We start from the raw sequence: 15,639 nt of genomic DNA on the forward strand, positions 1-15,639 counted from the left end.
TGAATTAACTATTATATGGTTAAATTTCTATTTTGTTTGCTGTTATTGTTAGTGATAATAAATATATTAAAGTCTAAAGTATAATGAAAACCCATCCAGAAATCCTTGAATACTTTCAAGGCTTAAATAAAAGTATTTCTCTTATCAGGAGGTGTCTTTGACATAGAAAAATTGAAGTTGCGTCTTGAAGAGCTGGATTCTCAAGCGTCGAATGATAATCTGTGGCAAGATAATCAAAAAGCACAAGAGATTTTAAAAGAACGCTCTAAAATTAAGCATGAAATAGAATCGTTTTCAAAGCTAGAAAGCGATTACAACGATTCTATCAGCTTGATGAAATCTGCTATTGATGAGAATGATGAAGAATTTTTTTCTGAAGTTAAAGGTGAGTTAGTAAAGCTAGAGAAATTAATCAAACTTAAAGAGACAGAATCCTTATTTACTGGTGAAGCAGATAACAATAACTGCTTTTTAGAAATCCACTCAGGAGCCGGTGGAACAGAGAGCAATGATTGGACTGAGATGCTCATGCGCATGTATACAAGATGGGCAGAAATTTATCACAATTTTAAAGTTGAAGTTGTAGAAAAATTAGATGGTGATGCAGTTGGTATAAAATCTACAACAATAAAGATCATCGGAGAAAAAGCTTACGGGTGGGCAAAAAGCGAAAGTGGAGTTCATAGATTGGTTAGAATATCACCATTTGATGCAAATGGTAAACGTCATACCAGTTTTGCAAGTGTAGGAGTAACTCCAGTGATTGAAGATTCAATAGATATTGTTGTGGATGAAAAGGATTTAAAGATCGACACTTACCGTGCTTCTGGAGCAGGTGGTCAGCATGTCAATAAGACTGAAAGCGCGGTACGTATTACGCATATTCCAACAGGCGTTGTAGCTCAATGCCAAAATGGTCGTTCTCAACATAAAAATAAAGATGAAGCACTTAAACTACTTAAAGGACGTTTATATCAAATTGAATTGGAAAAAAAAGAACAGAAAATGGCCGAAGAATATGGCAAGAAATGCGATATAGGTTGGGGCAGTCAGATCAGATCGTATGTTATGCATCCATATCAAATGGTAAAGGATTTAAGGACTGGACATGAAGTTGGCAATATAAATTCCGTTTTTGATGGCAATATAGATTGTTTCATAGTTAGTGTATTGGAGTTAAAATGAGATTTATTAAAAAGCTAAGTTTTATGCTCTGCTAATAAGGGGAAAAGAAAACCAAAATCTATTGAGAAAAATGGAACAATTTTGTGAATATATCTATTATCCAAGTAGCTGATGAAAATGGCAACTCGTTTCTTATGGGCACAAAAATGTAATATGAAGAGAAATCTTCGTACATTAAGTTGTAGCCGCGCAACGTCTGCCATTGATGATTATTTCACCTACTGTAACTGCTGCTAAAATAAAGCAGTAATAAACTTGTGTTAACAAAGAAATAGGTGAGACAGAAGCAATGCTACCTGCTAGCAGCAGCTGGGAACCATAAGGCAAAATGCCTTTTGTAACGCAAGCAAAAATGTCTAACAAGTATGCACTACGGTATGACGGAATATTATGCTTTTGCGCGAGCCTTTTTGCAATATCGCCACTTAATAAAATAGCAATGGTATTATTAGCAACTAAAACAGTAAACATAGATGCTATGCCCGCTATTACAAATTCAGCTTTAGTTTTTGTGATATTGCTTTCATCGATAAGTTTGTGTAATGCCTTTTGACCCTGCTTGTACATTATATGACTCAATCCGCCAATAAATAGAGCAAATATCACTATCTCGTTTACTTTTTTGAAACCGTCATATATGTCATGAGAGAGTTGAATGATAGTATAGTCAAAAAAAGCCATCCCTAATACACTAGCAACAATTATATTTATAGTTATTGTTACTAAAGTAGTAACTTCAAATAACCCCATGATTATTAAAGAAATATAAGGAATAATCTTTATTACTGATAAATAATCTAAATTTGATGTAGGAATAATTTTTGTACTATCTGCCATAATTGCCAGATAGACAAGCGTTATAATGCTGGCAACAAATGCTACTTTAGAATTCACTTTAAGTTTATCCTTTATCGTGGCCCCCTGTGAAGAAACAGATGCAATAGTAGTGTCAGATATCATTGAAAGATTATCACCAAATACGGCACCTCCAACTACAGTTGCAGTTCCTATTTCAAGACCAAAAGCCCCATTTTTTGCTAAGTTAACAGCTATTGGTACCATTAATACAACAACTCCCATAGACGTACCAATTGCAGTTGATATAAAAGCGGAAGCCAAAAATACTCCAGGCAGTAGTAATCTTGCTGGAAGGAATTTGAGAATTAAATCAGCAACAGTATCTGCACTACCAATTGATTGAGTCACCACAGAAAATGCTCCAGAAAATAGAAAAGTTAAACACATAGTAAGGGTGTTTTTATCGCCCATACCCTCGATGACAGTATCGATGTGACGTTGAATTTTACCTGCACTGCATGCAACAGCAAAAAATAGCGCCGGTAGTAGGCAAATTACCGGTGAAACTTGGCGAAGCGGATTATCAATTCCAATAAAGAAAAAATAGACACCACTTCCAAGGTATAAGATTAAAAAAATAACCAAAGGAAAAAAAGCTGTCATTTTACTGCCTTAAAAGCTATGATTATAATCAATTAAGTGATTTCAGGCAAGCTTGGTTTTCTGTAAGTTAATAACAGTCCTTTTAGACTCTCAAGTTACGCTATGGAAAATGCGTTGACTATTCTACCATAATATATAGCATCAAAAAATACTCTATAGTATGAGGTAAAGCCATGGTAATGACATATGAACAGTGGAACATAATATTAGGTGTAATTGATCAAGAGGTAAATTTAAGTGAAGACAATGTAATTGAAAGAATAAAAGAGCTATTAAAGGAAGTAAAGATACTAGGGCAAGCAGAAATATTAAGAATGTTAGAAGAGATATCGCATGGATTAGAAGTACCAAGCAAGATTCCAAGAGTACAAGAGACACAAGAGCCATTAAAAAAGAGACTAAAGGTGGTAAATGTACCGCAGACAAAAGAAGAAGCAAAAAAGATACTAAAGGAGTCAAGGGTATCAAATGCTCAACAGATGGTAAAAAGAATGCTAAAAAGGTTAGGTGTACAAGAGACATCAGAAGAATCAAAAGCAGTGGCGCTAGAGGATGTGCTAAATGCACGAAAGATCTCAGAAAAGGTACCAGTGATGCTAGATGTAGGAAAGATATTAGAGACACTAAAGGCACTAAAGAGAGCAAGTAAAAATGTGTATAGAGAGTGGGAGAAAAATAAGTTTGATGTAAATCATTGGTTTAAAGTAGATTGTTTGCATGAACGCTTTTCATACACGTTATTGTATTTAGCTATTGATTTTAAGCTGAACAATTTAATAAATGCTATGCTTAAAGTAAAAGGAATCGATATTAATGCACCAAGTCCGTTTTCCGAATGGACTGCTTTACATTGGGCTGTTGAAGATAGGAACACAGAAGTAGCACGCAAGCTAATAGAAAAAGGGGCAAATGTTAATCAGTTGGATTCATCTCAACGAACTACTTTATATCAGCCAGCTGTAAATGGCGATATAGAAATAACAAAAATCTTAGTAAAAAATAATGCAGATGTTAATGCAGAGGATCTAGCGAGATTGACTGCTTTATATAAGGCTGCCGATAATGGCCATGAAGAAGTAGCAAAGTACTTAATGGAGAATGGAGCAGATGTTAAGAAGAATGGAGCGCTTAAACTTACTCCTTTACATATTGCTGTTGCAAATGTTGATGAAGCAATGGTGAATTGTATAATAAAAAATGATAAGAATATTGTTGAAAATATTGAGATAGTAGATGTATTTGGATGGAGTCCTTTATATTGGGCTGCTGCAAAGAATAATACATTAATATTAGAGATCCTATTACAGGCCACATCACGATATAGAGCAAGTGTTGATATAGAGGATAAGTTAATTGGGCGATCTCCCTTACATATTGCTGCTACGAATGATAATGTGGAAGCAGTAGAGCTCTTAATAAACTATGAAGCAAATGTTAACCATAAGGATGCATGGGGATGGACTCCTTTTAATTGTGCTGCCGCAAAAGGCAATAGAAAAGTAATGAATTATCTAATAGCCCATGGAGCAAGTATTGAGACAAATGATCCACAGAAAATATTACTTTCTATTTGTCCATATAATTATCTAGAAGCAGTAACTACTATAACACAACTTGGAATATGGAAGGATGTGATGAAATTGATGGTAGCTGAGTTTTTACGTTGTGCTGCCGGACATGGTGATACACTAATGGTACATGCTCTATTAGAATCTGGAATAAATGCTAATGCACGTGACGATTTAGAATCAACTGCTTTACATAAAGCTGCCAAAGGTGGCCATGCGGAAGTAGTAAGGACCTTAATTTTATATGGAGCAAATGTTAATGCACAGGATAGCTCAGGGCAATCTCCTTTAGCTTATGCTTTCGAACATAGACACTGGATAGTAGTAATGACTTTACTATGTTATGGCGCAAGTACTTTATTGCCTGATCACTGTGGTGAAACTGTAAGAGATTTAGCTGAACATCAAGGCATAAGTAATCTTCTAGTGGAAGCAGAACAAAGAGCACTAGATATACTTACGCGGCTTAACTTAGAATCAAGTATACTCAGAAACAAAAAATTAATGACAGTGCAACACATAGAATCACATATGTTGAGAGAAATAGAATCACATAATCTATCTATCAGCTTTGAACGTATGATAAGAGATCAAGCTAATCAAATTGAACAATTACAGTATAACGCTAAACTTAATGAAAAAGGAGTAGCATTTATAACTGACCACATTAAATGTGTGCAGTTAGAGACTAACACTAAAGCGTGTTCAGCTGAAATGGATGGAGTAAAAGAACAAATATTACATAGTCCTTGCAGGTGGTCATATCGCACTAAAAATGTTAATGTCAGAAGAGTAACATCTTTAGCTAACGGCATTGAGTGTATGAAGTTAGGGCCTAACACTGAAGCGTGTCAAGGCCCTAGTACTAAAGAGCCTAATACTCACCTCTCTATGATCGAGAAACTATCATTGTTACCACTTTACTCAGCTGTAGGAAAATATGAAGCCGTTATAAATAGTTAAATAATCCTCTAAATTCCAGCACGTAGCACTCGATGCAAGTAGCTGAAACTGAGAAGTACATTAGGTATGTTAGATTTTAGTTTACACAATAAAATTTTTATAAGTAAGATGTCAGAAGGTATCAAAACCATATTAGTAGAAGACAATAATGTTAGGCTCGATAGGTACATTAGAAGAATTTTTCCCAATTTGAAACAATCTGCAATTGAGAAGTCTTTAAGGAAAGGATTAATCAAGGTTGATAATTGCACGGCAAAATCCAGCGATAGGGTAAGCTCTGGGCAAACTATAATGATAAGATACTTAGACTATATTGAGAACACTAATTCTGACTGCAAATATAATGAAAAGTTAGTGAATCTACTAAGAGAGAACATATTATATGAAGACGAATATATACTAGCTATAAACAAACCCGCAGGGGTCATTGTTCAAGGCGGCATAAAGGTAAAAATTAGCATTAGTGATTTACTTGACCAAATAAGAGAGAGAGAAATATTTAAAATTGTTCACAGGCTGGATAGGGATACAAGCGGAGTAATAATATTCGCACGCAATGCCAGCGTTGCCAAATACCTTATGGAAGAATTTAAAGGACGGAGGATAAAAAAAACTTACCTAGCATTAACTTTTGGTATACCGAGCAAAGATAATGGAACAATAGACTATCCGTTGGTGAAAAAATATATTTCAGGGCAAGAAAAAGTAGTCGTTGAGGGAACGTTCAAAAAAGTGTGTCAAGCCGCATTTTTAGTTCAACTCAATTTTCAATCTATCTGGAAAGAAAATATCAAGTTGAGACATAGTTAAAGCCCAATTAGGGAGAGCCATAATCCACCTTTGCTCTACCTTTTTTATAGCACAATATACCTGTTTGTACAAGGCATTTGTACTAGTAAATGAACCCTTAGTTTTAGTAAATTTCCTGATTTGTCTATGCAACCCCTCAATTGGATTAGTGGTGTAAATCAGCTTCCTAACTGGCCCAGAATACTTAAAATAACTGGATAAGTTTTCCCAATTGTTCTGCCAGGATTTTATAACTAAAGGATACTTTTCTCCCCATTTTTCTTCCAGCTCAAGCAGATAATTCTCAGCAATTTCTTTACTTGAAGCACGATATATTTTTTTCAGATCATTCATGAAAACTTTTACATCTTTACTGGATACATATTTCAGAGAATTTCTTATTTGGTGTACTATACATAGCTGCACTTCTGCACTGGGAAATACACTGTTGATGGCTGCAGGAAAGCTTTTTAGCCCATCTACACATGCAATCAGAATATCTTCTACTCCTCTTTCTTTGAGGTCATTTAAAACTCCCAACCAGAAGTTAGCTCCCTCACTTTCAGCCAGATAAAAACCTAATACTTCTTTTCTGCCATTTTGATTTATACCCAATATATTATACATGCATTTACTTACGCAATGTCCGTCCTCCTTGACCTTAAAAAACATGCCATCCATGAACACTATTGGATACACTGATTGCAATGGACGGCTGCGCCATTCATTGATTATTGGTAGCAGTTTATCAGTAATATTGGATATCTCTGCTGCTGATATTTTATGGTCATATATTTCCTCAACGTGTGAAGCTATGTCTCTGTATCCCATGCCACTGGCGTATGTACTTAAGACCTTTGCTTCAAGTTCTGGATGTAGGCTTGTTTGCCTTTTTTTGACTATTTGCGGTTCAAAGCTTCCTTCTCTGTCTCTTGGTGTTAATAGTTCAAATGAGCCTGAACTTGTACGTAAAGTTTTTGCATTCCTTCCATTTCTTCGGTTATTTTCTTCACTTTTAGCTGACATGTGGCTTTCTATTTCACCTTCCAGACTTGCCTCTAGCAGCCTTTTTATAAACGGTGTTAATGCTCCATCTCTTCCTGTCAATGGTCTTCCTTCTCGTATAGATGACAGGATATTTGTTTCTAATTCTTTATAATCTACCAAACCAGTAGTTCTATTTGCTTGACTCATATCAAACCTCCATTTTTTATATCAATTTATTACTTTTTTTTCGGTTTGACACACTTTTTTGAACATTCCCGTCGTTGATGAAGATTCACCTCAAAATGCCACTACGCATTTTTTAATTATAGCAAGGTTAAAACATAATGTTGCTTATTTAAAATTACAACCAATTACTGGCAGAACTCATCAATTACGTGCACATTTAGCTCATATAAATTGTCCTATTCTTGGTGACGGTAAATATGGCGGTAAAAAAGCTTTTATTGATGGAGTAGCAAATCAGATTCACCTACATTCATATTCTTTGTCTTTAAAATTGCCAAATAATAAAGAAGTCACTATTACTGCTCCTGTCCCTAAACATATCGAAAAATCTATTGAAGCGCTATCTTTTGACTAAAGCGATTTCACCAATCAATTTTTTTGTCTTTGGCTTTAATTTGAAGTACAGATATTAGGCTAATCAATGCACAAACAGTAAGGTAAATCCCTGCGGCAAGTTTTGTTTCGGTTTTTTCTATAAGCCACATGCATATCGATGGAGAAAGGCCGCCAAAAATACCTGCAGATATGTTATGTGCGAGGCTAAAGCCGGTGCACCTAACTTTTGTTGGAAATAACTCGCAGGCAAGAGAATTATATATTCCAAAAGATGCACCTATCGGCACACTTATCAACAGAAAAGAGAGCGTGACAATATAGTGGTTATCATTTGATAATAGCGAAAGTACCGGCAAACCGGCGCAAGCTAGAGCTACTAATGTAGGAATCATTACATTTTTTCTTCCAACTTTATCAGACAGTATTGCAAATAGCACTGCGGACGTTCCAAATGTAATTTCAACTATAATCCTTACTACATTTTTAATATCAATACCTGACAGAGTAAGCGCTTTTACAGATATGTTATAAAACATTATTACCGAATAAACGATTGCATTTTGAGCGATACCAAGCCCAATTGCTAATATAAATGCTTTTTTGTAGGTTTTGATTAATTCTAAAAATGGAGAATCAGATAAGCTTCTATTTTGATCATGAATTTTATATGCTAAGCTCTCTTCCATTATATATCTTGTTAAAAAGCCTATTATGCCCATAATGAAGCAGAAATAGAAGGGCAACCTCCAGCCCCAAATTTCATAATTTTCACCTGTAAACTTTTTGCAAATAGCTATCATTACAAAGCATGTGATAGAACCGAGAGCACCACTAAACGCTTTCATGCTCCCTAAGAATCCTAGATTTTTTTTATCGCTTGAATGCTCTATTAAAAAAGCAGAGTTAACACTTGTTTCTCCACCTGCTGCCATTCCTTGTACTATCCTACAAAACAGAAGCAGTATAGGAGAAAATATTCCTATTTCTCTAAAGCTAGGTATAACCGCAATTGCAGTAGACGATATCGAAGCTAATATTACGGAAGTCAGTAAAATTTTCCTCCTGCCATACTTATCTCCAATGTAACCAAAAATAAACGCACCAAGTGGTCTAAATCCAAAGCCAATTGCAAAACTGCCAAGGAATTTGATTTTTTTTATGTAGTCGCTTTCTGATGAAAAAAAAACGTCACTTATTATATGCGTCAAAACTCCAAACAGAGTTATTTCATACCATATAATCATATTGCAGATTATACTTGATAGTATTGCTTTTTGAATATCGCTCATAATTTTTAACTCACTATAATTTAACTTACTAATAACAAGTATTTTTGTCTATAGATTGTAGTTTAGAACTTTGTAACTGTTTTAGTATAAAATTGTTTACAATATGCTCACAAGATATTCATTAAATTTTCACTATTATATTCTATATTCAACATTTATTGTAATTATGAGGTTAGTATGAGTGAAAAAGGTATAGACGTATCTCATTGGAATGGAGAGATTGATTGGTTGAAAGTTGCAAAGGATGAGGTAAGGTTTGCATTTGCCAAAGCAACTGAGGGAGAAACTTTTCAAGACACTAAATTTGGACAAAATTTTCAAAGTATGAAAGATAATAATGTGCAAGCTGGGGCATATCACGTATTTAGGATGACCTCAACACCTGAAGGTCAGTTGAATAACATAGTTAACGAACTTAAAAAAGCTAATTTTGAGCCAGGTACAAATAAGTTAGCTGTTAGTGCTACAACTGGTATTTGCGAAGGAAGAACAACAAAATGTGATGATCCTACAAAACACACTAACACACAGAGAGCCGAAAAACTTCATTCTTTATTGACTCAATTGAATGAAAAAGGATACAGTCCAATTGTATATGCTTCACCAAAAACGTGGAATGATTACTATACACAAGAAGAACATAATTTTTCTCACTACCCATTATGGGTTGCTGATTGGAGAGGAAGATCGGAGCCTGAATTACCTAAAGATTGGAAGGATGCGGGTAAAAACTATACTTATTGGAATTACACCTCTCAAGGAGAAGTAAACGGAATAGAGGGCCAAGTCCCGCTAGACCAAACTTTTTGATATCCTAAAACTATAAAGTAGTGCTAGGGCCTAGCACTACTTTAACAGAATTCAATATTCTTGTTTTTTCCCCACCTAAACTCAAGTTATATACAACTTTATTCAACAACCTTTAAAGACAACTCACGTAAATGCTTATCATCTACTTTAGAAGGAGCGCCCATTAGAACATCTTCTCCTTGCTGATTCATAGGAAAACAGATTACTTCACGAATATTCGGCTCATCTGCAAGTAGCATAACCATTCTATCAACCCCTGGCGCTATTCCACCATGAGGTGGCGCTCCAAACCTGAATGCACGCACAAGCGCGCCAAATTTTGTATCAACTTCCTCTTTACTGTAGCCTGCAATGGCAAAAGCTCTGTACATAATATTCAGTTTGTTATTACGAATTGCTCCACTTGACAGCTCTATTCCATTGCAAACAAGATCATATTGGTAAGCAAGGATATCCAGCGGATCTTTTTCTTCTAAATCTTTCAAGCCACCATGTGGCATAGAGAATGGGTTGTGAAAGAAATCTATTTTTTTGCTCTTATCGTCATATACAAAATATGGAAAATCAATAATCCAACAGAATTTGAAGATATCGTCATCTATTAATCCCAATTCTGAACCTAAAAGAGTGCGCACTTTCCCTGCAATTGTTGCTGCTTCATTTTCCTTATCAGAAGCAAAAAATACACTATCTCCGGGCTTTACATTCGTTATTTCTTTTATGGAATTTAGCCTATTGTCATCGAGGAATTTAGCAATTGGCCCTTTTGCGATGCCATCTTTATCAAACGTTATATATCCAAGACCTTTAGCACCGAATTCTTTTTGCGCATGTTCTATTTTTTTATCAAAAAAACTGCGTGGTTCCTCTGCTGTTTTAGGAGCAGGGATGGCTCTGACTACCATACCTCGCTCGATATTGCTTTTGAAAATATTGAACTCTGAATCACGGAAAATCTCTGTAACATCGCTGATTAATAATGGATTACGCAGATCTGGCTTATCAGATCCATATTTGAGCATTGCTTCTTTGTATGTAATACGTGGAAAATCTTTATCAACTGATTTGCGAGAAAATTTGGCAAACACTTTATATAAGGTAGATTCAATAACCTGAAATATATCTTCTTGAGTTACAAAAGACATTTCAAGATCTAGCTGATAAAACTCCCCAGGAGAACGGTCAGCCCTTGCGTCCTCATCACGAAAACAAGGTGCAATTTGAAAATATTTATCAAACCCTGAAACCATAAGCAACTGCTTAAAAATCTGTGGAGCTTGTGGTAATGCATAGAATTTACCAGGATTTAGTCTGCTTGGCACTAAATAATCACGTGCTCCTTCAGGAGAAGAGGCAGTAAGTATGGGAGTTTGAATATCTAAGAATCCTTGCTCTATCATGAGCCTCCTGAGCTCTGAAATGATCTGTGAACGTAGAATAATGTTATTACGAACCTTTTCACGTCTTAAATCAAGAAAACGATATTTAAATCTCATGTTTTCTGGGTATTCTTGCTCACCGGCGATACTTGCTAATATACTCCTTTCTTCTTTTGCTATTTCTTCATCACAGTGGAACTCAACTTCAGATTCAACTTGTAAATTACTAACTATAACTTCAATTTCTCCTGTGGAAATAGAGCTATTTACCGTATCTTCAGTTCTAGCTTTGACTATTCCTGTGACAGTAATCACACTTTCTGATTTTAAATTCGAAATTTCATCAAAAAAATCTTTATCGTTATTGAATACCAACTGAGTAATCCCATGAAAATCTCTTAAATCAACAAAGATTAGGTTACCATGGTCACGTTTACGGTACAGCCACCCAGAGAGAGTAACTTCCTTTTCTACATCATTCTTCCTTAATTCATTACACTCGTGAGTTTTATAACAGTTCATTTAATTGAAATTTCTAGAATACAAAAAGATTATAAAATAAATTAACCTTTGGGCAAGATAATATCTAAAGATCCTTTACAAGCAATTCTGATTTAGATATACTTTTTTATTATGTGTGTTGAGGTGTATTTATGAACCCTGAAGAATTAAAAGAAATTTTAGCTAAAAAAGAGAGGGTGAATGCTGTAATAAAAGATCTTGTTGATACTGTCACCAAAAATGATTTAGAAAAAGTAAAGTCAATTTTTGAGGAAAATAGTTCCATTATTCGAGATGTTGTCACTGAGGTTAATTCCCAAAGCGGTACAAATTTATTAAAGTGTTCTACTAATAACAAAATGGCCGAATATCTAATAGAAAAGGGTATAAGCTTTAGCGCTGCAGTCACAAAGGCAGTTAAAAGAAGAGATTTAGAGTCAGTAAAATCAATCTGTCAGATTAACAGCTTAATAGCTAAAGATGAGTTATCGCAAAATCCTGAGCCACTAGAATCTGCAACTTATGATCACAAATTTAATGATAAAATTGCAAGGTATTTGATTGAACAAGGTGCAAATCCTAATGCAACTGATCATCTTGGTCGTTACTTACTTCATCTGCAAACTGCACAAGGCAATTTCGAAGGAGCTAAGGCTTTAATAGAAAACGGTGCGGATGTTAACTTAATAAATCAAGAGGTAAAAAGCTATCAGAACTTAATTATTGGTGGTAGTGCGTTAAAGGGTCAAACTGCGTTGAATTTTGCAATTAGAATATATTACAGACATAAAGACATAGACGATCAAAAATCTGATAAAACCTTAAAATTTATAAGTTATTTAATAGAACACAAAGCAAACTTAAATATCAAAGATTTTAATGAGATGGTCCCTTTAGATATTGCTATATTTCATAATTCTCCAAAGATAGTAGAATTATTGATAAAAGCTGGTGCTGATCTTAATGTTGGAAGGAAAAAAGCAGAAGGTGTTTTAAAGTATGCAATTACTGAAGGGCATATAGATATAGGGAAAGCTACAATTCGATATATTTTGGAACATGACTCACACTGGTTAACAACTTCAAATAAACCAGATCTTCTCAATGACCAACAAGAGTTATCAAACTATTGGGATGAATATAAAGCTCAAGTTAAAGAGCTTCATGATATAGTGGGAGATAGAATTGACTTGACTGGTGACGGCTCTACCCGTCCTATAATGAGAACAGTGAGTGGCTTTTTAGATCATGAAAGTAGAAAAAATCTAGTAAAATCATCATTTATATCTAGTGCTGAGGCACCAGAAAATTTTTGTCCGAGAAAGCTGGCTGTTATAAGTGTAGCTGCAATAACTTGCGCTTTAGCATTATATTTTCTTGCTCCATTAATCATTGGGTCTTCTGCTGGAATTGGTACTCAACTAGCATTAGGAGCTGTAGGTGCAGTTGTAGGTGGTGGAATTGGAATCTTGACTAATGTGGCAATCGATCAATGCTACGTTAATTCAGTTACTCAGAAAGCTGACTAAAATTAAAGCGCCATAGATTGCTAAAATCCATAATTGTGGAGTAATATAATGTTACTTTCCTCAAGCCTTTAGCTCCTCAAATACTTCTCTTGCTCTGTTTAAAACAGAATCAGGAAAACCAGCAAGTTTTGCTACATGTATTCCATATGACTCATCTGCAATGCCTTCAATTACTTCATGTAAAAAGATGACTTCTCCTTTCCATTCTTTTATTTTCATACAAAAACATTTCACATTTTCTAAGTATTCACCTACTTTAGTCAATTCATGATAATGAGTTGCAAAAATGGCGCGGCACTTATTTACATTGTGAATATGTTCAATCACCGCCTGTGCAATAGATAATCCATCATACACCCCTGTGCCCCTACCAATTTCATCAAGTATCACCAAGGAACGGTCCGTTGCCTGATTTACTATCGTTGCTGTTTCGATCATCTCTACCATGAAGGTAGAATAACCAGCTGTTATATTATCCGTTGCGCCAACCCTGCTGAATATCTTGTCAATCACTCCTACATGCGCACTCTCTGCTGGCACAAATGACCCCATGTGAGCTAAAACTGCAATGAGAGCGTTTTGCCTCAAGAAAGTGCTTTTTCCAGCCATATTAGGACCAGTAATTAGATGTATACCAGCTAAATTGATGCTATTTGCAATGAATTTATCGTTAACTTCAACCACTGGGTGTCTTCCGCTACAGATATTGAACTCTTTGCTGTCATCAATAATGGGTTTTACGTAATTATTTTGCACTGCAAGCTCTGCAAATGCAGTTCTAATATCAAGTTTTGCCAAAGCATTTGCAGCAAGAGCAATTTTTTCAGATTCTTTAGCGACTTCACTACACAGTTCACTAAAAATTTTCATTTCTAAGCCGATTGCAGCATCACGTGCCGTAAGAATTTTATTTTCTAGTTCTTTCAATTCATTAGTAGTGTAGCGCATGCTATTTGCTAAGCTTTGTCTATGAATAAATATATCCGAAGTTATTTTGTGATTTGCCGACACTTCAACGTAATAACCAAGTATATTGTTGTGTAATATTTTGAGTGCAGCAATGCCAGTTAGGTCGCGATAAGATTCACGGAGCTTAGTTACCAACTTGTTACTGTTGTTCAATATATAAGATAACTCAGATAATTCTGAGTTGTATTTTGGATTGATAAATCCTCCTTCTTTTACGGAACTGAGGTTGTTATCAAGTATAGCGCTGTTTAGAAGCTCGAATAGATCTTTATGATTACCAAGACTTTTATGTATTGTGCTTAGTTCACTCTCGTCACTACTTATCACCTGAACTGGTTCCTTTTCTCTGGTCAAGCACTGGAATGACATCTGAGAGTTAATTTCTGATTTTTCACTTAAACAATAATTATGCAAGGTAGACAGAAACTCAGACAATTCTAAAGTCTTTCCTAGGCCTATTTTCAATAGGTTCATATCCTTTGGTGAACCACGCCCTAGTATTAAGCGCGATAAAGACCTTTCAATATCCGGAATGTTAGATAATATCTCTCGTATTTTTCTGCGTGAATCATGATTATTTACAAAAAATTGAGCGGTGCTGAGCCTCAAATTAATTGCCTTAGAGCAAGCAAGGGGTGAAGCGAGCATTTGTTTGAGCAGGCGTCCACCAGAAGCTGTAACTGTATGATCAATAACTGAAATTAGTGAACCTTTCTTTTCACCAAATTGAGTTGAAAACAACTCAAGATTTCTCCTTGCTGAAGCATCAATAAGCATGAAATTTTGTTGCTTATAGGTTTTTGGGAATTCAAGCCTTGGAATGGAGCCCCTTTGCGTTACTCTGACATATTCAAGCAGTGCACCACACGCCATGATTTCTACTTTGCTGAAATTTCCTATACTCCCAAGTTCCCTGATTTTATAAAACTCGCATAATGTTCTGTGAGATTTACTATACTCAAAAAAGCTCTGTGCGTGTTGCGTAATTGATATTTTATAATTTTTTAAAATCGATCTAATTTTTTCATCCTCAGTGAATTTTTCAGAAATTAATAATTCTCTTGGTGATATACGCAATAAATCACTATCTAGAGCTTTCAAACTCGTTAAAGTGTGAAAAAATTTTCCCGTCGATAATTCAAGCCAACTCATAGCATATTCGTCATTTTGTTCAACTATGGATGCGAGATAATTATTGCTTTTATCCTCCAGTAGTGAATCTTCTATAATTGTACCTGGAGTTACAACTCGCACTACATCACGCTTTACTATGGATTTATAGCCCCTCTTTTTTGCTTCATCAGCAGTTTCTAATTGGTCACAGATTGCTACTTTGAATCCTAAATCTATTAGCTTGTGTAGGTAAGATTCGCTACTGTGTGCTGGCACTCCACACATTGGTATTTCTTGCCCATTTGAATTGCCCCTCTTGGTTAGCACTATATTCAGCAATTTCGCAGCTTTAATAGCATCATCGAAAAACAATTCATAAAAATCGCCCAGTCTATAAAACAATAGATGATCCGTGTATTGAGCTTTCAAATTTAAATATTGCTCCATTACAGGGGTATTTTTTTCTCTTATTAAGTTCATAACATTTTTAAATATGTTAGCAGCAAACCACTTA

General features: G+C 35.1%; 9 protein-coding genes and 2 pseudogenes. 6 read left to right on the plus strand and 5 right to left on the minus strand.

Going from position 1 to position 15,639, the window contains the following annotated elements:
* Window positions 1-83 precede the first annotated feature (83 nt).
* Window positions 84-1,185, plus strand: a protein-coding gene (prfB, locus tag OPR35_RS04465; RefSeq protein ID WP_230440360.1) for a peptide chain release factor 2 whose coding sequence is annotated in 2 segments (ribosomal slippage) — window positions 84-149 and window positions 151-1,185 — 1,101 coding nt in all. Because the reading frame shifts where the segments join, the coding sequence is not laid out codon by codon here.
* 174 nt (window positions 1,186-1,359) lie between these two features.
* Here prfB and OPR35_RS04470 read toward each other — a convergent pair.
* Window positions 1,360-2,646, minus strand: coding sequence for a Na+/H+ antiporter NhaC family protein (locus tag OPR35_RS04470; protein ID WP_052264662.1), 1,287 nt, complete (start codon window positions 2,644-2,646; stop codon window positions 1,360-1,362).
* Between the two features lie 173 nt (window positions 2,647-2,819).
* On the opposite strand from OPR35_RS04470, the gene OPR35_RS04475 reads away from it, so the two are divergent.
* The gene (locus tag OPR35_RS04475) at window positions 2,820-5,177 is read left to right on the plus strand and encodes an ankyrin repeat domain-containing protein (RefSeq protein WP_149168896.1); all 2,358 of its coding nucleotides are present in this window, start codon (window positions 2,820-2,822) and stop codon (window positions 5,175-5,177) included.
* Between the two features lie 108 nt (window positions 5,178-5,285).
* A pseudogene (locus OPR35_RS04480) lies at window positions 5,286-5,894 on the plus strand (RluA family pseudouridine synthase); the annotation flags it as partial.
* Between the two features lie 33 nt (window positions 5,895-5,927).
* Here the strand turns inward: OPR35_RS04480 and OPR35_RS04485 are convergent.
* A complete protein-coding gene (locus tag OPR35_RS04485; protein WP_265024688.1) occupies window positions 5,928-7,160 on the minus strand; it encodes an IS256 family transposase in 1,233 nt (410 codons plus the stop codon).
* A gap of 70 nt (window positions 7,161-7,230) precedes the next feature.
* Here OPR35_RS04485 and OPR35_RS04490 point away from each other — a divergent pair.
* Window positions 7,231-7,554: pseudogene (locus tag OPR35_RS04490) on the plus strand (pseudouridine synthase); the annotation flags it as partial.
* 7 nt (window positions 7,555-7,561) lie between these two features.
* Here OPR35_RS04490 and OPR35_RS04495 read toward each other — a convergent pair.
* On the minus strand, window positions 7,562-8,824 hold the full coding sequence (locus tag OPR35_RS04495; protein ID WP_007302900.1) for an MFS transporter: 1,263 nt from the start codon (window positions 8,822-8,824) through the stop codon (window positions 7,562-7,564).
* 177 nt (window positions 8,825-9,001) lie between these two features.
* Between OPR35_RS04495 and OPR35_RS04500 the strand changes: the two genes are divergently transcribed.
* Window positions 9,002-9,634, plus strand: coding sequence for a glycoside hydrolase family 25 protein (locus OPR35_RS04500; RefSeq protein WP_007302899.1), 633 nt, complete (start codon window positions 9,002-9,004; stop codon window positions 9,632-9,634).
* A 98-nt stretch (window positions 9,635-9,732) separates the two neighbouring features.
* Here the strand turns inward: OPR35_RS04500 and aspS are convergent, their stop codons facing one another.
* Window positions 9,733-11,535: an aspartate--tRNA ligase gene (gene aspS, locus OPR35_RS04505; RefSeq protein WP_012481816.1), complete on the minus strand. Its 1,803-nt coding sequence runs from the start codon at window positions 11,533-11,535 to the stop codon at window positions 9,733-9,735.
* A gap of 131 nt (window positions 11,536-11,666) precedes the next feature.
* Here aspS and OPR35_RS04510 point away from each other — a divergent pair, with 131 nt between their 5' ends.
* Complete coding sequence (locus OPR35_RS04510) at window positions 11,667-13,043, plus strand: ankyrin repeat domain-containing protein (protein ID WP_265024734.1); 1,377 nt, start codon at window positions 11,667-11,669, stop codon at window positions 13,041-13,043.
* A gap of 60 nt (window positions 13,044-13,103) precedes the next feature.
* Here the strand turns inward: OPR35_RS04510 and mutS are convergent, their stop codons facing one another.
* Window positions 13,104-15,605, minus strand: a complete 2,502-nt coding sequence (gene mutS / locus OPR35_RS04515) for a DNA mismatch repair protein MutS (protein ID WP_264685017.1) — start codon at window positions 15,603-15,605, stop codon at window positions 13,104-13,106.
* Between the last annotated feature and the right edge of the window lie 34 nt (window positions 15,606-15,639).

Origin of the sequence: Wolbachia endosymbiont (group B) of Protocalliphora azurea (genome assembly GCF_947251865.1) — a bacterium.
GTDB lineage: Bacteria > Pseudomonadota > Alphaproteobacteria > Rickettsiales > Anaplasmataceae > Wolbachia.